Origin of the sequence: Streptococcus parasanguinis, from assembly GCF_047465465.1 — a bacterium.
Classification (GTDB): domain Bacteria; phylum Bacillota; class Bacilli; order Lactobacillales; family Streptococcaceae; genus Streptococcus; species Streptococcus parasanguinis_AI.
The window spans coordinates 116981-139535 of sequence record NZ_JASGZU010000003.1; the positions used below are offsets into that span (position 1 = coordinate 116981).

General features: G+C 43.4%; 18 protein-coding genes. 16 read left to right on the forward strand and 2 right to left on the reverse strand.

Annotation, left to right across the window (positions count from 1 at the left end):
- Nucleotides 1-3: 3 nt before the first annotated feature.
- From QM351_RS06755 to QM351_RS06815, 13 genes are all read left to right on the forward strand, one after another.
- Nucleotides 4-789 carry a LicD family protein gene (locus tag QM351_RS06755; protein WP_023919863.1) on the forward strand — a complete coding sequence of 262 codons (786 nt, stop codon included), beginning with the start codon at nt 4-6 and terminating at the stop codon, nt 787-789.
- Between the two features lie 17 nt (nt 790-806).
- Nucleotides 807-1532: a WecB/TagA/CpsF family glycosyltransferase gene (locus QM351_RS06760; RefSeq protein WP_371106568.1), complete on the forward strand. Its 726-nt coding sequence runs from the start codon at nt 807-809 to the stop codon at nt 1530-1532.
- Entirely contained in the window at nt 1507-2592 is a 1086-nt protein-coding gene (locus QM351_RS06765) for a glycosyltransferase family 4 protein (RefSeq protein WP_414327061.1), read from the forward strand. Before QM351_RS06760 ends, QM351_RS06765 begins: the two co-directional genes overlap by 26 nt.
- Complete coding sequence (gene wecB, locus QM351_RS06770) at nt 2589-3683, forward strand: non-hydrolyzing UDP-N-acetylglucosamine 2-epimerase (RefSeq protein ID WP_201037434.1); 1095 nt, start codon at nt 2589-2591, stop codon at nt 3681-3683. Before QM351_RS06765 ends, wecB begins: the two co-directional genes overlap by 4 nt.
- The gene (locus QM351_RS06775) at nt 3683-4648 is read left to right on the forward strand and encodes a glycosyltransferase family 2 protein (RefSeq protein ID WP_414327062.1); all 966 of its coding nucleotides are present in this window, start codon (nt 3683-3685) and stop codon (nt 4646-4648) included. Before wecB ends, QM351_RS06775 begins: the two co-directional genes overlap by 1 nt.
- A 57-nt stretch (nt 4649-4705) precedes the next feature.
- The gene (locus QM351_RS06780; RefSeq protein WP_287299870.1) at nt 4706-5413 is read left to right on the forward strand and encodes a 2-C-methyl-D-erythritol 4-phosphate cytidylyltransferase; all 708 of its coding nucleotides are present in this window, start codon (nt 4706-4708) and stop codon (nt 5411-5413) included.
- 1 nt (nt 5414) lies between these two features.
- Nucleotides 5415-6440: a zinc-binding dehydrogenase gene (locus tag QM351_RS06785; RefSeq protein WP_414327063.1), complete on the forward strand. Its 1026-nt coding sequence runs from the start codon at nt 5415-5417 to the stop codon at nt 6438-6440.
- A gap of 6 nt (nt 6441-6446) precedes the next feature.
- Nucleotides 6447-7865 carry a flippase gene (locus QM351_RS06790; RefSeq protein ID WP_414327064.1) on the forward strand — a complete coding sequence of 473 codons (1419 nt, stop codon included), beginning with the start codon at nt 6447-6449 and terminating at the stop codon, nt 7863-7865.
- A gap of 139 nt (nt 7866-8004) precedes the next feature.
- Nucleotides 8005-9162: a polysaccharide polymerase gene (locus QM351_RS06795; protein ID WP_214259985.1), complete on the forward strand. Its 1158-nt coding sequence runs from the start codon at nt 8005-8007 to the stop codon at nt 9160-9162.
- Between the two features lie 81 nt (nt 9163-9243).
- Entirely contained in the window at nt 9244-10341 is a 1098-nt protein-coding gene (gene glf, locus QM351_RS06800; RefSeq protein ID WP_070594623.1) for a UDP-galactopyranose mutase, read from the forward strand.
- 15 nt (nt 10342-10356) lie between these two features.
- Nucleotides 10357-11409: a galactofuranosyltransferase gene (locus QM351_RS06805; RefSeq protein ID WP_414327065.1), complete on the forward strand. Its 1053-nt coding sequence runs from the start codon at nt 10357-10359 to the stop codon at nt 11407-11409.
- Between the two features lie 144 nt (nt 11410-11553).
- Nucleotides 11554-15027: a GBS Bsp-like repeat-containing protein gene (locus QM351_RS06810; RefSeq protein ID WP_414327066.1), complete on the forward strand. Its 3474-nt coding sequence runs from the start codon at nt 11554-11556 to the stop codon at nt 15025-15027.
- A gap of 138 nt (nt 15028-15165) precedes the next feature.
- A complete protein-coding gene (locus QM351_RS06815; RefSeq protein ID WP_414327067.1) occupies nt 15166-17619 on the forward strand; it encodes a GBS Bsp-like repeat-containing protein in 2454 nt (817 codons plus the stop codon).
- 191 nt (nt 17620-17810) lie between these two features.
- Here QM351_RS06815 and QM351_RS06820 read toward each other — a convergent pair whose 3' ends face one another.
- The gene (locus QM351_RS06820; RefSeq protein ID WP_049472713.1) at nt 17811-18674 is read right to left on the reverse strand and encodes an RluA family pseudouridine synthase; all 864 of its coding nucleotides are present in this window, start codon (nt 18672-18674) and stop codon (nt 17811-17813) included.
- 103 nt (nt 18675-18777) lie between these two features.
- On the opposite strand from QM351_RS06820, the gene pbp2a reads away from it, so the two are divergent.
- Nucleotides 18778-21012, forward strand: coding sequence for a penicillin-binding protein PBP2A (pbp2a, locus tag QM351_RS06825; RefSeq protein WP_023919836.1), 2235 nt, complete (start codon nt 18778-18780; stop codon nt 21010-21012).
- A 41-nt stretch (nt 21013-21053) separates the two neighbouring features.
- Here pbp2a and QM351_RS06830 read toward each other — a convergent pair whose 3' ends face one another.
- Nucleotides 21054-21965 carry a neutral zinc metallopeptidase gene (locus QM351_RS06830; RefSeq protein ID WP_049492562.1) on the reverse strand — a complete coding sequence of 304 codons (912 nt, stop codon included), beginning with the start codon at nt 21963-21965 and terminating at the stop codon, nt 21054-21056.
- Between the two features lie 144 nt (nt 21966-22109).
- On the opposite strand from QM351_RS06830, the gene rpmG reads away from it, so the two are divergent.
- Nucleotides 22110-22262: a 50S ribosomal protein L33 gene (gene rpmG / locus QM351_RS06835; RefSeq protein WP_003009043.1), complete on the forward strand. Its 153-nt coding sequence runs from the start codon at nt 22110-22112 to the stop codon at nt 22260-22262.
- 9 nt (nt 22263-22271) lie between these two features.
- On the forward strand, nt 22272-22448 hold the full coding sequence (gene secE, locus QM351_RS06840; RefSeq protein ID WP_003002261.1) for a preprotein translocase subunit SecE: 177 nt from the start codon (nt 22272-22274) through the stop codon (nt 22446-22448).
- Nucleotides 22449-22555 lie beyond the last annotated feature (107 nt).

Genomic DNA, 22555 nt, shown 5'->3' on the forward strand with positions numbered 1-22555 from the left:
GCTGTGAGTAAAGTTAGACAGATTCAATTAGGAGAACTATCCTTATTAGAAAAGTATATTGAGATTTGCACAAAACACAATCTTCGATACTATGCTTTAGGGGGCACTTTATTGGGAGCCATTCGTCACAAGGGCTTTATCCCTTGGGATGATGATATGGATTTGGGCATGCCTAGAAAAGACTATGAAAAGTTTCTGGAAATTTGCCAAAACGAATTACCAAGCAATGTCATCTTGAGAATCCATGATGATAATTTAGGCAATACATCGATCATGGATACCTCGCTTCAAATTGAATTTGGTGGGGTTGTGTGTAGTCCTTTTATCGATGTGTTTCCTTTAGATGGTTACCCATCAGATGGCTTCCACTATTTCTTACACACCAATAAAATTAAGTATTATCGTGCCCTTTCCAAAATATCTGTCATCAATCGATTGCACAATCGCGACCGAGGTTTCTTTGAAAATTCAATTGTGAAGGTTTCTAAGATCCTTCACCTAGACAAATTACTAAATACTGAAAAAATCAATCAAAAGTTACAAAATACGATTAAAAAATATGACTTTGAGACAAGTGATCTCGTGGGAAATGTCTTAGGATCCTATCGCGAGAGAGAATTGGCCTACAAAGAGGTATTTGGGGAGCCACAACTCCTTGATTTTGAAACTATTAAAATCAGTGGTCATGCTGATCCGGATGCTTATCTGACAAAGATCTATGGCGATTATATGAAGTTGCCAGAAGAGTCAGAGCAAAAAGGTCACTTTGAATCCACTTGGGGAGAATAAGCTTGAAAAGTTTTACAATGATGGGGGTCAGAATTGACCCTTTAACAATGGCAGAAACCGTTGCTGCTACAGAAAAATTTGTACGAGATAAAAAACCACTCCATTTGATGGGGGTCAACGCAGATAAGCTCAATCAGTGTGCGACAGACGAAGCCATCAAGAAGATAGTTAATGAATCTGAAATCATTAATGCAGACGGTGCTTCTGTTGTTCTCGCAGCGCGCTATTTGGGCTATTCTGTACCAGAGCGCGTGGCAGGCATTGATTTGATGCAGGAATTGCTCCATTTGGCCAATGAAAAAGGCTACTCTGTCTACTTCTTCGGGGCAAAAGAGGAAGTCTTGACAGATATGTTAACTATCTTTAAAAAGGATTATCCGAATCTCCGAGTAGTGGGGCATCGCAATGGCTATTTCTCTGCTGAAGAGGAAGAGGCTATTCAAGAAGATATTCGTGAGAAGAATCCAGATTTTGTCTTTGTCGGCATTACCTCTCCTAAAAAAGAGTACTTGATCCAGAAGTTTATGGACAATGGAGTCAACTCTGTCTTTATGGGAGTGGGAGGAAGCTTTGATGTCCTTTCAGGACATATCAAGCGGGCACCTATGTGGATGCAAAAGGCCAATCTGGAATGGTTATTCCGTGTGGCCAATGAACCAAAACGCCTCTTTAAGCGCTATTTTGTAGGAAATGCCACTTTTATTAAGAGAGTAGTACATGAAAAACGGAAAGCAAAAAAATAATATTCTGCACATTTCGCGGACCATGGATATCGGTGGGGCAGAGCGCATTGTCTATCAGTTGGCGACAGACCTCAAGGATGAATTTGACCAGGTTCATGTTGCGTCTACTGGTGGATTGTGGGAAGAAAAACTAGCAGAGAATGGGATTCAACACCATCGGATTCTAGATGTCGATAGCAAACAGCCAGCTACTGTCCTCAAGATTCTTGCTAGTCTTTCCAAGATCATCAAAGAAAATGAGATCACTCTTGTTCACACCCATCACCGGATGGCTGCTTTCTATATTCGTTTGCTGCAGATGCGCCATCCAAAATTGATCCATGTCTATACAGCCCATAATGTTTTCAAGGATAAATTACCACTTTATAAATTCGCCCTAGGAAAGGCTCGAACGGTTGCTGTCAGTCAAGCTGTCCAGGGAAATATCCTTAATGATGTAGGGTCAAAAAACTCTATTGTGATTTATAATGGAGTGAAAATGAAACAAAGTGAGCATACAGTAAATGAAATTACTCAGTGTGACGGTATCAAAATAGGCTGTATCGCTCGCCTGTCCGAACAAAAAGGGTTACCCTATCTGATCCAAGCCATGTCACTTGTGACAAATCCAAGTGTATCCTTGTTTCTTATCGGTGACGGAGAATTAAAAAATGATTTGATAAATCAAACAAAAGAGTTGAATCTGGAAGAAAGAATTCATTTTTTGGGCTACCGTAGTGACGTGGTAGAGTGTATCAATAGCTTTGACTTTTGTGTTCTTCCATCGATCTTTGAAGGATTTGGATTGGTTGCAATCGAGGCCTTTATGAACGGCAAAACGATGATTGCAACAGATATTCCAGGTGTGAACGAAGTGGTGAATTCTGGCAATGGGATCCTCGTCCCAGCTGAGGATCCGCAGGCCTTAGCTCAAGCAATTAAAAAATTGGCAGAGGATCCTGAGAAAAGAGCCTCTTTAGCTGCTCGAGCAAAAAGAGATTATGATAACAAGTTTAGCTATCCGATCTTTTTAGACAACTATCGTAACTTTTACCAATCGATGAGGAAGGGTTCGAAATGAAAAAAGTAATGTTAGTGTTTGGGACGCGTCCAGAAGCCATTAAAATGTGTCCTTTGGTCAATGAACTCAAACAACACGATACCATTGAAACCGTAGTCTGTGTAACAGGGCAGCACAAGGAAATGCTGGACCAAGTGTTAGACGTTTTTCGTGTTGTTCCAGACTATAATCTTGGCATTATGAAGGCCAATCAAACCTTGTTTACTATTACGACCTCTATCTTGGAAAAAATCCAACCAGTCTTGGAGCAAGAAAAACCTGATATTGTCCTCGTCCATGGAGATACCACAACCACCTTTGCAACAGCTTTGGCGGCCTTTTATATGGGCATCAAAGTGGGGCATGTGGAGGCAGGGCTTCGGACTTACAATCTTCAAAGCCCATATCCTGAAGAGTTTAACCGTCAAGCTACTTCCATAGTGGCAGATTACAATTTTGCTCCAACCCAGGTTTCAAAAGAGAATCTTCAAAAAGAAGGACGGACAAATATTTTCGTTACGGGAAATACCGTTATTGATGCCTTAAAAACTACAGTCCAAGAAGACTACGACCACCCTATATTGGAATGGGCGAAAGGAAGCAAGCTCATCATGTTGACGGCCCACCGTCGAGAAAATCTTGGAGAACCCATGGAGCACATGTTCCGTGCGGTCAACCGGATTTTAGAAGAGTTTGAAGATGTCAAGGTAGTCTATCCTATTCACAAAAATCCAAAGGTCAGAGAATTGGCTAGCAAGATTTTTGGAGAGAATGAGCGAATGAAAATCATTGAGCCTTTGGAAGTGATTGATTTTCATAATTTCATGAACCAAAGCTATATGATCTTGACAGACTCAGGTGGTGTCCAAGAAGAAGCACCTTCTTTAGGAAAACCCGTCCTTGTCATGCGTGATACGACAGAGCGTCCAGAAGGTGTGGCTGCAGGGACTTTGAAATTGGTCGGAACAGAAGAAGAAAACATCTATCGCAACTTCAAGCTCCTTCTGGAAGACCAAGATGAATACGAGAAGATGAGCCAGGCAAGTAATCCTTATGGGGATGGAACGGCTTGTCAACAGATTGTAGAAATTATCATGAAGGGATTAGCATAATGGAAAAGGTTTCGATTGTCATACCGGTCTATAATGTCGAGGAGTATTTACAGTATAGTGTCGGTAGTCTTAGACAACAGACCTATTCAAATATCGAAATCATCCTAGTCGATGATGGATCGACTGATCGATCAGGAGAAATTTGCGACCAGTATGCTCAGGAAGATGACCGTATTCGAGTGCTCCATCTTCAAAATGGAGGATTGTCTAATGCTCGAAATACAGGAGTGAAAGCTGCGACAACTGACTGGATTATCTTCCTTGATTCAGATGATTATTATGACATTAGAACAGTCGAATATTTGGTTAGCTTAAAAGAACAGTATAAAGTTGACCTTGTATCGACACCGGTTATTGAAGTCAGAAATCATGAGGACAAAGATTTTTCAGGAGATCTAAATGAAAAAAGTTCAAGGAAATTAGATCGTCATACAGCCCTCAAAGAAATGTTCTATGGTCACCACGTTGGGACCCATTCAGGAGGTAAACTCTACAAGAAAGAGATCTTACTCCAACATCCCTATCCAGAAGGAATGATTTATGAAGATTTGGCTGTTGCTTATGAACATATTGCAGCTTGTAAGGAGATTGCTGTAAGCAATCTTAATCTTTATAAATACTATCGAAGACCAGGGAGTATCGTCAATTCTTCTTATAGCGATCGGCTCTTGGATTTCTACAAGGCCATGGAATGGAACAGAGCCTATGTCGAGAGAGACTATCCTGATGATCCGGAAATGAAAAAAGCGCTCAATACCCGCTATGTCTTTAATGGCTTGCATGTGGTCCATGCTATGCTGGGTTCTCATATGTATGATCAGGTTAACAAAATTCGCAAAGAGTATCGTCGCTATTGGAAAGATATTCTAATCAATTCACATATTACAAGAAAAAATAAACTCAAATACCTTCTTTTGCTCCTTTCTCCTCATTTGTATCAAAAGGTGAGAGCAAAACTAGGCTAGATTGCTAAATAGCCATGTTCTAGAGAAGGAAAAAGAGACAACATCAGGAGGTTTAGGATGATTTATGCAGGGATTTTAGCAGGTGGAACAGGCTCACGGATGGGGATTACGGATATGCCCAAACAATTTTTGGATTTGGGTGGACGTCCTATTTTAATCCACACGGTTGAGAAGTTCTTATTGGTCCATGAGATTCAAAAGATTGTATTGGGGATTCATCCGGACTGGGTGACCTATACGGAAGATCTGGTCGACAAGTACTTGGCTTCTTATAAGGATCGGATCTTGGTTGTAGAGGGAGGAAGTGACCGCAACTCTACCATCGAAAACATTATCACAGCTATCGATGAGCTGCAGCCTTTGACAGATGAGGATATTATCGTCACCCATGATTCGGTTCGTCCCTTTGTCAGCCTAAAAACTATCCAAGAAAACATTGAATTGGCCAAGAGCCATGATGTTGTGGATACAGTGGTCGAAGCGACGGATACCATTGTTCAAAGCTTGGACAATACCTTTATCACGGATATTCCTGAACGCCAATACCTCTATCAGGGTCAAACCCCTCAAACCTTCAAAATGAAAGACTTTCTTGCCTTGTATCATGATTTAAGTGACCAACAAAAAGAAGTCTTGACAGATGCCTGCAAGATCTTTGTCATCAATGGTAAAAAAGTTGCCCTTGCAAAAGGGGAATATTCCAATATTAAAATTACGACGATTACAGATTTGAAAATTGCACGCGGTATGATTGAGGACAATTAATATGTTGAACCAAATCTTTCAGCTGACCCAGCCGAAAAATATCACCATCAAATACCAAGAAGAAGACATGAGCCGTGGAGACAAGGTGTTAATACGCCCTTATTACATGGCTATTTGTCATGCGGACCAACGTTACTATCAAGGGAAACGGGATCCTAAGGTGCTTAAAAAGAAATTACCCATGGCCCTGATCCATGAGTCGTCTGGTATCATGGTAGCGGATCCTACGGGAACCTATCAACCAGGACAGATTGTGGCCATGGTTCCCAATCAACCTCCTCATCAAACAGAGGGTGTCTTCTTTGAAAATTATTTGGAGGGGACGCACTTCTTGTCTAGTGGCTTTAATGGTTTTATGCAAGAAGTCGTTGCCTTGCCACTGGATCGTGTAGTGGCTTATCCAGAGGAAGTTCGGGGCCCTGTGACAGCCTTAGCGGAATTTAGTAGTGTTGCCATGCATGCCATTCATCGCTTTGATCTCATTGCCCATCAACGAAGAGAGTCTGTTTTGATTTTAGGAGATGGGAGTCTTTCATATGTGGTTGCGACTTCTTTGCACTATCTTTATCCAGAGCTGAAGATTACAGTTGTTGGGCGTAATAGTGATAAACTACAATTGTTTAATTTCATTCATCAGGCCATTTTAACCAGCGAGTTGACAGACGATCAACGGTTTGATCACGCCTTTGAGTGTACTGGTGGCCAAGGAAGTGAACCGGCCATCAATGACATTATCGATCATATCAAGCCCCAAGGAACTGTGATGTTAATGGGGGTTAGTGATAACCGGGTCGCAGTTAATACAAGAGATGTACTTGAAAAGGGCTTGACTTTTGTAGGATCTTCTCGCTCAGGTCGTGAGGATTTTGAGCGGGCTGTAGAGATGCTGGCTAATCGTCGGGTCCAAAGCCGTTTGAAAAACATTATCCACGTTGATGGAGAAGTTCAAACCATTCCAGATATTCATCGAGCTTTTGCGACGGATTTGATCACACCGTTTAAAACGGTCTTCAAGTGGGGATTGTAGACAGTCATGAAAGTGTTAAAAAATTACGCCTATAATCTCTCCTACCAGTTGCTGGTGATTATCTTACCGATTATTACCACTCCGTATGTGACGCGGGTCTTTAGCTCGAATGACTTGGGGACCTATGGCTATTTCAACTCCATCGTCACCTATTTTATCCTTTTGGCGACCTTGGGAGTGGCTAACTACGGGACCAAGGAGATCTCAGGACACCGCAAAGACATTCAAAAGAATTTCTGGGGGATTTATACCCTCCAGTTAGGAGCGACATTTGTGTCCATCCTACTCTATGTCTTGCTGTGCTTGGCGCTTCCTTCCATGCAAAACCCTGTTGCCTATATCTTAGGGCTCAGTTTGGTTTCAAAGGGACTCGATATCTCCTGGCTTTTTCAGGGGTTAGAGGACTTCCGCAAGATTACGGTTCGGAATATCACGGTCAAACTGGTTGGAGTCATCTCCATCTTCTTGTTTGTCAAATCTGCTAATGATCTGTATCTCTATGTATTCTTACTCACTATCTTTGAGCTCTTAGGTCAGCTCAGTATGTGGCTACCTGCTCAGGAATTCATTGGGAAAGCCCATTTTGATATGGCCTATGCACGGGTGCACTTAAAACCGGTCATTCTGCTCTTTTTACCGCAGATTGCTATTTCCCTCTATGTCACCTTGGACCGGACCATGCTGGGAGCTCTCGCCTCTACAAAGGATGTAGGGATTTACGACCAGGCCTTGAAATTGGTTAATATTTTGCTGACCCTTGTGACGTCTTTAGGAAGTGTCATGCTTCCGCGCGTGGCGAGTCTCTTGGCTTCCGGAGATCACAAGGCTGTTAATAAAATGCACCAAATGTCCTTTTTGATCTATAATTTGGTCATTTTCCCAATCATTGCGGGTATGCTGATCGTCAACGATGACTTTGTTCGATTCTTCTTAGGGAAGGATTTCCAAGATGCTCGCTATGCCATCGCTATCATGATCTTCCGCATGTTCTTCATCGGATGGACCAATATCATGGGGATTCAAATTCTCATCCCGCATGATAAGAACAAAGAATTTATGCTGTCAACTACGATTCCTGCTATCGTCAGTGTCGGGTTGAACCTGCTCTTCTTACCCCATTTTGGTTTTATTGGCGCAGCCATTGTATCCGTCTTAACAGAATCCTTGGTATGGCTGATTCAATTGTACTATACCCGTCATTACCTCAGGGAAGTTCCAATTATTGGATCTATGACAAAAATTATTTTTGCATCTGCTGTGATGTATGGCCTCTTGCTCCTTATAAAACCATTCCTACATTTCACCCCTACTCTGAATGTACTCGTGTATGCGGTGCTTGGTGGGATCATTTATCTGATCGCTATCCTATCTCTGAGAGTGGTAGATGTGAAAGAATTAAAACAACAATTTTTAAATAAACAGTAGAGAGTAGAAAGGAAGGATATGAATTTTTAAGTAAACAAAATCTTTAGAAAAGAATGCTATAGCACAGGTGTTCCCAAAGCAGGCATTCCAATCTAGACAGAATGAGCTTTTCTTTAAAAATTCTTTATCAGGTAACTTAATGATAAAAATGAAATTTGACGATCTACTGGTTGGTTTTGTCGTCTCGATTGTGATCTTCTTTAATACAATATCCACTACGATGTTAAATAAGGGCTTTTTGCATGTTGGTGCGAGCTCCCTCTTAGTGGTTGTAGCTCTCTTATTACTTCGTTTTTTTAATAAAATCTCGATTCCCTATCATTATCTAATCTTGTCTGCCATGTTATTGATGGTAGCTGTTATGGTTTATTTCAAGACGGATAAGTTAAATTTCTTAGTTTATTCTCTCTTAATGGTTTTATTGGTCAATGCGGATAGGAAAGTCATTTTAAAAACTTATGTAGGTGTTGCAGGTACGATTGTCCTTGCAGTATTTCTATTGTCACTGTTAAAGGTTGTTCCAAACTTACAATATAGTCGGGGTGCTGTTATCCGTAATTCATTTGGGTTTATCTATCCAACAGATTTCGCAGCCCATTGTTTCTACCTTTATGTCGCAATCTCCTATTTGCTAAAAGATCGGTATATTGGCTTACGATCTCTGAGTGGCGTTCTTCTAGCTCTCTTTATTATCAAGTTCTGTGACGCTCGTATGAATGCGATCTCGCTTTTGGTCGCTGTCTTGCTCTTTCTCTTCTTTTATTTTACAAAAGAGAAAAAGTTGAAGTTGTATCACTTGTTGCCTTATTCGATCATCCTTTTTTCAAGCGGAATGATCTACTTGACCTATCATTTCTCCTGGTCATCTCCACTTTATGTTCAAATTAATCAATTCATTACAGGTCGGTTAGCCTTAGGTAAAAATGCTTTTAATTTATACCCTTTGAATTGGTTCGGAACAAGAGAGGTTCAGTTTATTGGATCTGGAGGAAGCACAGAGTCTGTCCTCAATTATAATTATGTCGATTCGTCTTATGTCCAGATGTTATTTACCTATGGTATCGTACCGGTTGCTTTATTAGTCGGCATTTATGTCATTGTTTCAAAATATGAATTCAAGAAGGGACGTTATTTATTTGTTGCAATTTTGTCCCTCATTGCGATTAACTGTATGATTGAAGCATTTTGGTTTGTACCGACTTATAACATCTTTATGTTCACACTCTTTGCGACAGAAATTGTCAAGAAAAAGCCGGCCAATTCCCTCTCTTATAGTGAGGAAATTGGGGGGATTTGAAGATCTAATCTATAGCTATGAGTCTATGATATGGCTGAGAGTTTAGATATATTTTAAAATAGAAAAATAATGGAGTCTACTATGTACGATTATCTGATTGTTGGTGCTGGTTTGTCTGGAGCCATTTTCGCACATGAAGCTACTAAACGTGGTAAAAAAGTAAAAGTGATTGACAAGCGAGATCACATCGGTGGCAATATCTACTGCGAGGAGGTTGAAGGCATCAACGTCCATAAGTACGGTGCCCACATTTTCCATACGTCCAACAAAAAGGTTTGGGACTATGTCAACCAGTTCGCTGAATTCAACAACTATATCAACTCACCAATTGCTAACTACAAGGGCAGTCTTTACAATCTTCCCTTTAACATGAATACTTTTTATGCTATGTGGGGAACTAAGACTCCTCAAGAAGTCAAGGACAAGATTGCCGAGCAAACAGCTGACATGAAGGATGTTGAACCGAAGAACTTGGAAGAACAAGCTATCAAGTTGATTGGTCCAGATATCTACGAAAAGTTGATTAAGGGCTATACTGAAAAACAATGGGGACGCTCTGCGACAGACCTTCCACCCTTTATCATCAAACGTCTTCCAGTTCGTTTAACCTTTGATAACAACTACTTTAATGACCGTTACCAAGGGATTCCAATCGGTGGTTACAATGTCATCATTGAAAACATGCTGGGTGATGTAGAAGTAGAACTTGGAGTTGACTTCTTTGCCAATCGTGAAGAGCTAGAAAGCTCAGCTGATAAAGTTGTCTTTACAGGAATGATTGACCAGTACTTTGACTACAAACACGGTGAGTTGGAGTACCGTAGTCTTCGTTTTGAACACGAAATCTTAGATGAGGAAAACCATCAAGGGAATGCCGTGGTTAACTATACCGAGCGTGAGATTCCTTACACTCGGATCATCGAGCATAAGCACTTTGAGTATGGTACACAACCCAAGACAGTTATCACACGTGAGTACCCAGCTGACTGGAAACGTGGGGATGAACCCTACTACCCAATCAATGATGAAAAGAACAACGCCATGTTTGCTAAGTACCAAGAAGAAGCTGAGAAAAACAACAAGGTCATCTTCTGTGGACGGCTAGCAGACTATAAATACTACGATATGCACGTGGTTATTGAGCGTGCTCTAGAAGTCGTAGCAAATGAGTTTGATTGAAAGAAACCATAATCTATGAAATACTACTTAAAAGAAGAATTCCTGCATGATGTCAACGCAAAGAACGCAGGAAATAAAGCACGCAATGACGTAGAAAGTATTGTGAAAGAAGAAGGCTATCATCCCTTGGTCCTTTCTGTCGACAATTGGTATCAGATGAGTACCCTTGTGGCTCAACGCCATAAGGCGAAGGCTTTCGGTCAAGCCTTGGATCAACTAAAGCAAGGAGATGAGTTGCTGATCCAGTTTCCAATGCTCCACCATAGTTTTTTCTCAACCCATTTGGTTAAAAAAGCACAAAAAAGAGGGATTAAAGTCTATCTCTTGATTCATGACCTAGAAGTGCTTCGCCATGCCAATATGACTTCACTACCTTTAAAACACAGAATTCGGATGTACCTTCAAGAAGCAAGTTTTCTCAAGGCAGCTGATGGGATCATCGCCCACAATCCAGTTATGAAATCTGTCTTGGTGGATAAAGGAATTGCGGAAGATAAGATTATCAGCCTTGGTATTTTTGACTATTTAATTCCAGATTTCCAAGAAAAAAGTGGCCAAACAAAAGACCAGCCGATGATTGTGGCGGGTAATTTGGCCCAGGAAAAAGCTGGTTATCTCTATGCTCTTCCTGCAGAACCTGCCTATAATCTCTATGGTGTTGGTTTTGATGAGAGTAGAGCTTTAGAGAATGAAACTTACTTTGGCTCCTTCCTACCGGATGAGCTTCCTGCAGCCCTTGAGGGTGGTTTTGGACTGGTCTGGGATGGGGATAGTGCGGAAACCTGTAGTGGTGTTTTTGGCGAGTACCTTCGCTACAACAACTCGCACAAGGCTTCGCTTTACTTAGCATCGGGTTTCCCACTTGTAGTGTGGAAACAGTCAGCCTTGTCTCACTTTGTGCTTGAGAAGGACTGTGGGATTGCAGTAGAGTCTCTTCATGATTTGAAGGTGACAATCGACAAACTCTCTGATGCTGATTACCAAAACTTGGTGGATAATGCCAAGCGTGTTGGTCAGGAAATCCGAGACGGTCACTATCTAAAGACGGCCTTAAATCATTTGGCATAAAATCAAAAGAAGTCAGAAGGACTTCTTTTTTAGTTTTTCAAAAAAATATCACTAATTTTAAAAATTTGCCGTATAAAACTTTTAATCCCTAAAACCGTGTGGTAAAATGATTAACGTATAAAATTTGTATAAAGGGAAGTTTATATGAAAAAGAAAGATCTTATTTTTTATGCCGGAGCGGCAGTCTTGATGGCTGTATCTGCCCAGGGAGTCAGTGCAGATGAGCTGGTTTCAAAAGAAGTCGCTACTACTGAAGGCAACCAAGTCCAAGCTGAAACAGCACCAGAAGTAACGGTTGCTGATAAGACTGTAGTGCCTGTCGCAAGTAACTATGCTGCACCAGCAAATGTGACCGAGCAGCCTGTGGTTTCTGGAAGCAGTAGCACTGCTACAGAAAGTCGTACACCATCTGTAGAGAAAGCTACAGAAGCATCGACTACTGAGAAAGAAGAAACCCCTCTTCCGTCTAATACAGGAAGCACGACCTTCTTTAACACAGGCGCTCACGCTCCTGCTGGTCGTTCAACAGATGTGGCGGTTCAACCAAAATCATTTGTTGATGTGAGTAGCCACAACGGAGACATTAGTATTGGCGACTACCGTACCCTAGCTAATAAAGGCGTAGGCGGTGTCGTTATCAAATTGACAGAAGACACTTGGTACAAGAACCCGAATGCGGAGAACCAAATTCGTAATGCACAAGCTGCGGGTCTGCAAGTATCGACCTACCACTTCTCACGCTACACTTCTGAGGAAGCAGCGCGTGCAGAAGCGCGATTCTACATTGCAGAGGCGCAACGCTTGAATCTTCCAAAGAACACCCTCATGGTCAATGACTTTGAGGATGCCAAGATGCAGGCAAATATTAACCGCAACACCCAAGCTTGGGCTGACGAAATGCGTAAAAATGGCTACAGCAACTTGATGTTCTACACCAGTGCTAGCTGGTTGGATGAAAACAACCTTCGCAAGAAAGGTCCTGTCAACACCGCTCAATTTGGTCTTCAGAATTTCTGGGTTGCCCAATACCCTTCTCCAAAACTATCTGTAAACGATGCGAAAAGTTTGCGTTACAATGGGAAAGCTGGTGCCTGGCAGTTCACTTCTCAAGCGGAATTGCTTCCAGGAAAACACCTCTTTGACCACAGTGTGGATTATACCGGTCGCTTCACAGCGAACGCAAAACCTGCAGCGGATCCAACAGAAGGCAGCTTAAGTGGGAAGATTGACATTGTCAATAACGATACTATGACGGGCCGCTTTGACGTTGTCATCTCAAATGTCAAGGCACCAAATGGAGTTCGAACCGTTTCTGTACCGATCTGGTCAGAAACAGGCGGTCAAGATGACCTTGTTTGGTATACAGCCAATCGTCAAGCAAATGGGACCTATACCGTCAATGTAAAAGCAGCGGACCATAAAAACTCAACCGGTCTTTACAATGTTCACCTTTACTATGTTCAGAACAATGGACAAATGACGGGTGTGGGTGGAACAACGACGACAGTAGCCGTTGGAAAGAAAAATCAGACACCAGTATCAGCTGATTTGACTATTGCAAAATCAGAAAAAGACGGTACCTTCACCATTACAGCTAAGAACCTTCAAGGCTTCGATGGCTACAAGGAAGTGAAGATTCCATTCTGGTCTCATGCCAATGGGATGAAAGACATCATCTGGTATACTCCGACTCGCCAGGCAGACGGTTCATATACTGTAACGGCTAAGGCTAGTGACCACGAAAATGCTGATGGTAAATACGAAGCGCAGGTCTTCTATGTAGGTGCCCAAGGTCAAAACAAATTTGTGAAAAAGGCCTTTATCGATTATACGGCGACAAAACCGGTCAATGCTGTCGCAGCTGATCTGACCATTACAAAATCAGAAAAAGATGCCATCTTCACCATCACGGCTAGGAATCTTCAAGGCTTCGATGGCTACAAGGAAGTGAAGATTCCATTCTGGTCTCATGCCAATGGGATGAAGGATATCATCTGGTATACTCCGACACGTCAAGCAGATGGTTCATATACTGTAACAGCCAAAGCTAGTGACCACGAAAACGCTGATGGCAAGTACGAGGCTCAAGTTTTCTATGTGGATGCTAACGGACAAAATAAGTTTGTCAAGAAAGCCTTTATCGATTACACAGCTTCTAAACCATCTGCTGATCTGACCATTACAAAATCAGAAAAAGACGGCACCTTCACCATCACAGCTAAGAACCTTCAAGGCTTCGATGGCTACAAGGAAGTGAAGATTCCATTCTGGTCTCATGCCAATGGGATGAAAGACATCATCTGGTACACGCCAACTCGTCAAGCAGACGGTTCATATACTGTAACAGCCAAAGCCAGTGACCACGAAAACGCTGATGGCAAGTACGAAGCGCAGGTCTTCTATGTGGACGCTCAAGGCCAAAACAAGTTTGTCAAGAAAGCCTTTATTGATTACAAAAATCAATCTCGTCCAACCGGCACTCTCTTGATCCAAAACAACAACAAGGATACAGGAACATTTGATGTCATCATCAAGGATGTCTACAGCCCTAAAGGGGTGCGGACCGTTCAAGTCCCAACTTGGTCTGATAAGGACGGCCAAGACGATATTCGCTGGTATGAAGCAACACGCCAAGCGAACGGAGATTACAAGGTATCGGTCAAAGCGAGCGATCATAAGAACTCTACTGGTAAGTACCATGTTCACCTTTATTACATTCAAAATGATGGTTCTCGGATTGGTATTGGTACCACTACTACAGACGTAGAAGTTAGAAATGCCATGACCAAGACGCAAGCTGCTATCAAGAATGTCAATGCAACAAACGGGACTTATACAGTAGCTGTAGATCAGGCACCTCAGGGACGTCAGATTAAGAATATTCGTGTCGCAGCTTGGTCTAAAGCGCACCAAGAAAATCTATACTGGTATTCCGCAACACCGACAGGTATGCATACAGAGATCACTGTCTCTGCCAATAATCACGGTAATGAAGCGGGCAACTATACCACTCACGTCTATGTAGACTACAAAGATGGGGGAGTTGAAGGTTTTAACCTCGGTCAGACAGCCTTGTCTCCACGAAATCAAAAGGTGAATCCACAAACAACCTATTATTCTCAACGGGATCCTCGTTGGGCTGGGAAATATTACGGTGTGAGCAATGTCGATCAGTCAGGTTGTGTGCCAACCTCCCTTGCCATGACCTTCACAGATATCCTAGGTAGAACTATTTTGCCAACAACAGTAGCTGATTATCTCTACAACAATACTGATTCATTCAACAAAGGTGAAGCAGGAACAGATTCTGATGGGATTGTAGCTGCCACTCGGAACTGGGGCTTGAAGAGCCAATTGATTAATGGAGCTGGAGGCATTGCAGAAGCCCTCATGGCTGGCAAGCATGTACTTGCTGCAGTAGGTAATAGCCAATTTACTAGCGATCCTTATACTCATGAATTAGTCTTGCATGGTTATGACAATGGAAGAACCTATGTTCGCGATCCATATAATAGCGGCAACAACGGCTGGTACTCCATCAACTATCTTCACTCTATTAAGAGTAAGGACCCGATGGATAACAAGCTTGGAGCACCTTTCTTCTCAATTTTTGCATAAGCTAATCAGAAGGCCAATCTGGCCTTCTGTTTTCTTTAAAAATAGGATTCTTCTCATGATATTGTTTCTTGATCCGGCGGTTTGTGCTATAATACTACTATGTGGGTACAACCGTATAAAAAATTGTAAGGAAGATACATGAAAAAGAAAGATCTTATTTTTTATGCTGGGACAGCCGTTTTGTTGGCTTTTTCGACACAACAAGTCAAAGCCGATGAGCAACATGCGTCTGATCAAACACCAGAAAATACATCAGCTATCGTTGCAACAACAACTTCATCAGAAGCACAGAATACCGCGAGCGAAGAAGTGGGAGTTGAGAAAGGTATTCAGACAGAAAATACCGTTGCAACAGAGGCAGCACCTGTCACACCGACTCTTAGCAATAACCAGTCTTCTGACAAGGGCACTAGCGACAAGGTTGTATCAGAGCAACCAGCACCAGCTGTGGTAGCTAGTCGTGCACCATATGGCGCACGCGCACGAGTGGTAGCAGCAAGAAATGAGAGTGTTCCTCAACAGGAATCTCCGGTTTCCGCAGATTTGACTATTGCAAAATCAGAGTCAGACGGCACCTTTACCATTACGGCTAAGAATCTTCAAGGCTTGGATGGTTATGAAGAAGTGAAGATTCCATTCTGGTCTCATGCCAATGGGATGAAAGACATCATCTGGTACACTCCAAGTCGTCAAGCAGATGGTTCTTATACTGTAACAGCCAAAGCTAGTGACCACGAAAACGCTGATGGCAAATATGAAGCGCAAGTTTTCTATGTGGATGCTAAAGGCCAAAACAAGTTTGTTAAGAAAGCCTTTATTGACTATACAGCTCCTAAACCATCTGCTGATCTGACCATTACGAAATCAGAGTCAGACGGTACCTTCACCATCACAGCTAAGAACCTCCAAGGCTTCGACAGCTACAAGGAAGTGAAGATTCCGTTCTGGTCTCATGCCAATGGGATAAAAGATATCATCTGGTACACTCCGACTCGCCAGGCAGACGGTTCATATACTGTAACAGCCAAAGCTAGTGACCACGAAAACGCTGATGGCAAATACGAAGCGCAAGTTTTCTATGTGGATGCCCAAGGTCAAAACAAGTTTGTCAAGAAAGCCTTTATCGATTACACAGCTCCTAAACCATCTGCTGATCTGACCATTACAAAATCAGAGTCAGACGGGACTTTCACTATTACAGCTAAGAACCTTCAAGGTTTCGATGGTTATAAAGAAGTGAAGATTCCATTCTGGTCTCATGCCAATGGGATGAAAGATATCATCTGGTACACTCCAACTCGTCAAGCAGATGGCTCATATACTGTAACAGCCAAAGCTAGTGACCACGAAAACGCTGATGGCCAGTATGAAGCGCAAGTCTTCTATGTAGATGCCAAAGGACAAAACAAGTTTGTCAAGAAAGCCTTTATTGATTTCAAAAATCAGTCACGTCCAACTGCTAGTCTCTTAATCCAAAACAACAACAAGGATGCGGGTACCTTTGACGTCATCATCAAGGATGTCTACAGTCCTAAAGGGGTGCGGACGGTTCAAGTCCCAACTTGGTCTGATAAGGATGGCCAAGACGATATTCGCTGGTATGAAGCGACTCGTCAATCAAATGGAGACTACAAGGTATCGGTCAAAGCGAGCGATCATAAAAACTCTACTGGTAAGTACCATATTCACCTTTACTATATTCAAAATGATGGTTCTCGTGTGGGTGTCGGTTCAACGACTACAGAAGTTGAATTCCGAAATGCTCAGACGAAGACACAAACAGGGATCAAGAATGTCAATTCTGGTGCTGGAACCTATACGGTAACGGTGGATCAAGCGCCTCAGGGCCGTCGGATTAAGAACATCCGTGTCGCAGCCTGGTCTCAAGCACACCAAGAAAATCTTTTCTGGTATTCAACAGCACCTTCTGGAATGCATACAGAAGTGCAGGTCTCTGCAGCAAATCACCAGTACCAATCAGGTAACTATACCACTCACGTCTATGTGGATTATGTCGATGGTGGCGTTGAAGGCTTTAACCTTGGTCAAACAGCCCTTCATCCCCGTGCGACAGTAGATCAAACTGCTTTTAGTCCTCGTGTAACGAATGGACAACGGGACCGTGTCTTACGGGCAGCAGCTAGTCTAGTAGGCGTTCGTGGCGGAACTGCAGCTCACCAACAATTGGTCAATGATTACAACAGTGTCAAACCACTTCCAGTAGGTTATGCAGTGAAGACGACCGATGACTGGTGTGATATCTTTGTCACAACCGTCTTCCAGCGGGAAGGTTTGAGCGGTTTGATTGGTCGTGAATGTGGAGTCGAACGTCACATCCAGATCTTCAAACGCTTGGGCATCTGGAATGAAGATGGTACCACTACACCAAAAGCAGGGGACATCATCACCTTTAACTGGGATCAAAATAGCCAACAAAACAATGGCTTTGCGGATCACATCGGAATTGTCGAAAGCGTCTCAAACGGAATCATTCATACCATTGAAGGAAACTCCAACAACCAAGTCCGTCGCAATACCTACCGAATCGGACATGGCAATATCCGTGGATTTGCAACCCCACGCTATCAATAATAAAAAGGGAGTGGGAAAGAACTCCGACTAGTAAAAAGAGTTCGTCTTCCCACCCCCGCACAGTTGATTAGGTCATCTTTGGAGCTTAAAAAGAGAACAAAGATGCCAATCAACCACTGCGTCATACAGTTATTTCTATCAAATATAAAAGGCTGAACAGTTTTTGTCCAGCCTATTTTTTGCTTCTTTTCTCATTTTTTCAACCCTTCTTCGAAACTCTTGGAAGGGGCCTCGACTTGGATGGTTTCAAGGGTTAATGGATTGGTGAAGGTCAAGCGGTGAGCATGGAGCATGAGTCGCTCTCCGCGTGCAGGGTTATAGAGAGGGTCCCCGACAATCGGGTGCCCATGATGGGAGAGATGCACCCGGATCTGATGGGTACGCCCCGTCTTAAGCTGGCATTTAACCAGGCTGTTGCGCCCGATTTTTTTCAGTTGCGTCACCTGGGTTTCTGCATACTGTCCCTTGCGTGGATCGACCAGGCGCTTGCGCCGATCGTGGCGATCGCGTCCGATTTTATCCTTGTAGACGATGGTTTTTTGTGCTAAGCTACCTTGGATCAAGGCCCAGTACTCGCGTTGGATGTTTTTATCTTCTAAAATGCGGTTGAGAATGGGCAGGATAAAAGGGTTTTTAGCAAATAAAATCGCTCCGCTGGTTTCCTTATCTAGGCGGTGCACGACGTAGCAGGTGGATCCAACATAGCTGGAAACATGGTTGAGAAGAGCAATTTCTGTCGGCTCATTGGCATGGGTTTTCATACCTTCAAGCTTATTGACGATGATGACATGCTCATCCTGATAGAGCTCTTCGACCAGACTCGGGTCTCCGGCTGGGAGCTCTTTTTCAGGGTAATCGTCCGCGTCAAAGATCAGCTGGATCTGGTCTCCTTTTTGAACGGGGCTCTGCCAGTTGATGGTCTCGCCATTGACCAAGACGTGTTTCTTGGTTCGTAAAAAATGCCGGATCTTACGGGGAATGAGGAAGTAGTCCTCAAGCAACTCTTTCACAGTCATCTGGGGAAAGGATTGTGGAATGGTAAATTGATAGTTCATGACCCTATTGTAGCAAAATCTAAGCTTAAAGAAAACTAAATGGGAGAAGGGGATGAGCTATCTTTTCTTGCTAGGACAAGGATAAGGTGTTACAATAACAGGTATGAATAGAATAAAAGAATTATTTGAAAACCTGATCACTTTTTTTAGAAAGGATCATCCGCCCAAAGCGGTGGCAGAAGAAGTGCCAGACACGGAACTACCGGAAGAGACAGTAGAGCCGACCTATAGTCGCTCAGGCAAGCACAGAAGCAAGCCTCTCTCTCAACATCCCTTCCGTCGTTTTTGGCGCAGATTCCATTTGACCAAGATTCTCCTGATCATTGGGCTAGGCTTTAGCCTCTTGACAGGGGGCTATCTCTTCTACCTCGCAAAGACGACCAACGTCAAGGATTTGCAGAATGCACTGAAGGCGACCACTATTATCTATGATAAGAATGGGGACCAGGCGGGAAGTTTGACCGGGCAAAAAGGAACCTATGTCGAACTCGATGCCATTAGTGAGAATCTGCAAAATGCCGTGGTCGCAACAGAGGACCGGAGCTTTTACAAGAATAGCGGGATCAACTATGGTCGCTTCTTCTTAGCGATTTTGACCCTGGGTCGCTCAGGTGGTGGGTCGACCATCACCCAGCAGCTAGCCAAGAATGCTTACCTGTCTCAGGACCAGACGGTGGAGCGTAAGGCTAAAGAATTCTTCCTGGCGCTTGAAATCAATAAGAAATACAGTAAAAAAGAAATCCTCACCATGTACCTCAACAATGCCTATTTTGGAAATGGGGTTTGGGGTATTGAGGATGCTTCCAAGAAGTATTTTGGGGTTTCAGCCAGTCAATTAAGCCTGGATCAGTCTGCGGTTCTCGCAGGTATGCTCAAGGGACCGGAAATCTATAACCCGCTCTATTCAGTAGAGAATGCGACCAATCGTCGCAATACGGTCCTCCAAAATATGGTGGCGGCTGGCTATATTGACCAGAAAACAGCTGATCAGTCGGCTGCTGTGGATATCCATGGCCAGCTGGTCGATGCCTATGAAGGCAAGTCAGAGGACTATCGCTATCCATCCTATTTTGATGCGGTGATCAATGAGGCGGTCAATGAATACGGCCTGACCGAAGAAGATATTGTCAAAAATGGCTACCGGATCTACACTGAGCTGGATCAAAATTACCAAGCAAGCATGCAGGTGATCTATGACAATACAGCTCTCTTCCCAGTAGCGGAAGACGGCACGCGCGCGGAATCTGGTAGTGTAGCGCTTGATCCTAAGACCGGAGGGGTTCGGGCTCTCGTAGGGCGTGTCGGAAGCGATCAAAATCCAGGTTTCCGTACCTACAACTACGCTACCCAGGCTGCCCGTAGTCCAGGCTCAACCATCAAACCTTTGGTTGTCTATAGCCCAGCTGTTGCTGAAGGTTGGTCGACCAATAAGGAATTGGACAATAGTACCACCCAATATGGAAGCTATGAGGTTAATAACTATGCGGGAATCCAGTCGAGCCCAACGGTACCAATGTACCAGGCCTTAGCAGAATCCCTTAACCTTCCAGCCGTAGCGACCGCTAATGATTTGGGTCTCGATACGGTCTTTGAATACGGGAAAAAATTCGGACTCAACATGGATAAGGTGGACAAGTCGCTTGCCGTTGCCTTGGGAGCTGGTGTGACAACCAATCCGATGCAGATGGCTCAGGCCTATGGCACCTTTGCTAACGGCGGGGTCATGAATGATGCTCACCTCATTACCAAGATCGAAAATGCAAGTGGCCAAGTGGTCAAGAGCCATAGCCAGAAATCAACCCGAGTGCTCAGTGGTTCAACGACAGATAAGATGACCAATATGATGCTTGGTACCTTCAGTAATGGTACAGGGGTGAACGCTGCGCCTTATGGCTATACCATGGCAGGGAAAACCGGTACGACAGAGACCAGCTTTAACAAGGACCTCTCTGGAGACCAATGGGTGATCGGCTACACGCCAGATGTGGTCATCAGTCAATGGCTTGGTTTCCCAACGACCGATGAAAATCACTACCTGACGGACAGTAGTGCTGGGACGGCATCCGAGATCTTCCGCAATGTTGCCAACAGTGTCCTGCCTTATACAGACGGTACTCAGTTTGACTCGGTGAAGAACTCTTATGCTGAAAATGGCATTGCGCCAGTCGGAGAAGAAACGACAGAAACAGATAGCAAAGAAGACAAAGGTTTCTTTGAGGATGTCAAAGAAAAGGCGTCGAATATGGTCGATGATGCGAAAAAAGCAATCGACGAAGCCGATATCCCAGGCAAAGCGAAAAACGCTTGGGATACCTTCAAAGGCTGGCTTGGTTTCTAATCAAAAAAACGATTCAGAAATTCTTCTGAATCGTTTTTTATTTAAAGTTCACTATCTGACAAGCTAAAGGTATCGCCGTGTTGGAGATCCCCGTACTGGTAGCCTCGTTTGAACCAGCGCATGCGTTGCTCTGAAGTTCCGTGGGTAAAGCTATCTGGTACCGAGTAGCCGTAGGCTTGCTCTTGGAGAGTGTCATCCCCGACTGCATGGGCTGCATTCATGGCTTCTTCGATATCGCCGATATCTAGAAGGTTTCGGTCTTGAATGGAGCGGGCCCAGACACCGGCTAGATAATCAGCTTGTAGCTCAATGCGGACACTGATGGCATTTCGTTCCTTTTCAGAAAGACCTTGTTGCATCCGATGGTATTTACCAAGGATTCCCAGCTCATTTTGCACGTGGTGGCCGACTTCGTGAGCGATCACGTAGGCCATGGCGAAGTCCCCGCTAGCCTTGTATTTGGTTGTTAATTCCTTGTAGAAGCTCATATCCAAATAAATCTTTTTGTCGGTTGGACAGTAGAAGGGACCAGCCGATGCTTGCCCAACTCCACAGCCTGTCTTTGTCCGTCCGGTATAGAAGACTAGTTTGGGCTCCTGGTAGGTCCGTCCTTCGGCTTGAAAGACCTTGTGCCAATGATCTTCTGTTGTGGCAAGGACCTTGCTGACGAACTCAGCATCTGCATCGTCGACATGGGTCTTGTTGGTGCGCGTGATCTGGCTAGACTGGTAAGAATGAGAAGTCTCGTTTCCAAAGAGTCCACCAAGACTAGCGCCACCACCTCCTAGAAGAACCAGAAGAAGGATGAGGACGATCTTACTCTTGAAGCTTCCGGGCGATAGTAAGATCTGTAAAATGCCCCCGCCAAGGTTACTGTTTCCTGAAGATTGGGAGTAGCTTTGCCCTCGACGGTCTTCGATATTTCTACTTTCTTTTAGGTTATCACTTTTCATATTCGTCTCCTTTTGTTTTATTTTACCAAAAATGAGGAAAAAACCAGAGTGATAACGCTTTAGATTTGCTTTTTTCTTGACAGGAGATTTTCTGTTCTTGTCAAAACGTGGAAAACTTGCTATAATGGGGTGAACGGAGGCGTTATGGCATTAAAAAAAGCAAGTCTAGCGTGTACGGTTTGTGGGTCACGCAATTACTCCATTAAGTTGAGTGGGACGCCAAAACCAACACGTCTAGAAGTCAATAAATTCTGCAAACATTGCAGCAAGTATACCATCCATAAAGAAACACGATAGGAGAGAGTTGTGAAATTCATTAAAGATATTTTCGTCTTACTAAAAGATACAACTTGGCCAAATCGCAAGGAAAGATGGAAAAACTTTATCTCAGTGATTGAGTACACCGCTTTCTTTGTTGCATTGATTTATTTGTTCGACAAAGTCATTGCACGTGGCCTATTGCACATGATCAATTTCTTTTAAGAAAAGAAGCCATGTGGGATCCTCAGGGTCCCACTTTTTGTAGTCTTTTCTTAAAAATAAATCAGCAAACCTCTTTGCATTCCTGCAAAATGTGGTATAATGAAGCT

Excerpts from the sequence above, each read along its gene's own strand:
- QM351_RS06795 (WP_214259985.1), top strand. The coding sequence starts at position 8,005 with ATGATAAAAATGAAATTTGACGATCTACTGGTTGGTTTTGTCGTCTCG.
- QM351_RS06815 (WP_414327067.1), top strand. The coding sequence starts at position 15,166 with ATGAAAAAGAAAGATCTTATTTTTTATGCTGGGACAGCCGTTTTGTTG.
- QM351_RS06810 (WP_414327066.1), top strand. The coding sequence starts at position 11,554 with ATGAAAAAGAAAGATCTTATTTTTTATGCCGGAGCGGCAGTCTTGATG.
- QM351_RS06760 (WP_371106568.1), top strand. The coding sequence starts at position 807 with ATGATGGGGGTCAGAATTGACCCTTTAACAATGGCAGAAACCGTTGCT.
- QM351_RS06820 (WP_049472713.1), bottom strand. The coding sequence starts at position 18,674 with ATGAACTATCAATTTACCATTCCACAATCCTTTCCCCAGATGACTGTG.
- QM351_RS06775 (WP_414327062.1), top strand. The coding sequence starts at position 3,683 with ATGGAAAAGGTTTCGATTGTCATACCGGTCTATAATGTCGAGGAGTAT.
- QM351_RS06830 (WP_049492562.1), bottom strand. The coding sequence starts at position 21,965 with ATGAAAAGTGATAACCTAAAAGAAAGTAGAAATATCGAAGACCGTCGA.
- pbp2a (WP_023919836.1), top strand. The coding sequence starts at position 18,778 with ATGAATAGAATAAAAGAATTATTTGAAAACCTGATCACTTTTTTTAGA.
- QM351_RS06790 (WP_414327064.1), top strand. The coding sequence starts at position 6,447 with ATGAAAGTGTTAAAAAATTACGCCTATAATCTCTCCTACCAGTTGCTG.
- glf (WP_070594623.1), top strand. The coding sequence starts at position 9,244 with ATGTACGATTATCTGATTGTTGGTGCTGGTTTGTCTGGAGCCATTTTC.
- wecB (WP_201037434.1), top strand. The coding sequence starts at position 2,589 with ATGAAAAAAGTAATGTTAGTGTTTGGGACGCGTCCAGAAGCCATTAAA.
- QM351_RS06805 (WP_414327065.1), top strand. The coding sequence starts at position 10,357 with ATGAAATACTACTTAAAAGAAGAATTCCTGCATGATGTCAACGCAAAG.
- QM351_RS06780 (WP_287299870.1), top strand. The coding sequence starts at position 4,706 with ATGATTTATGCAGGGATTTTAGCAGGTGGAACAGGCTCACGGATGGGG.
- QM351_RS06765 (WP_414327061.1), top strand. The coding sequence starts at position 1,507 with ATGAAAAACGGAAAGCAAAAAAATAATATTCTGCACATTTCGCGGACC.
- QM351_RS06785 (WP_414327063.1), top strand. The coding sequence starts at position 5,415 with ATGTTGAACCAAATCTTTCAGCTGACCCAGCCGAAAAATATCACCATC.
- rpmG (WP_003009043.1), top strand. The coding sequence starts at position 22,110 with ATGGCATTAAAAAAAGCAAGTCTAGCGTGTACGGTTTGTGGGTCACGC.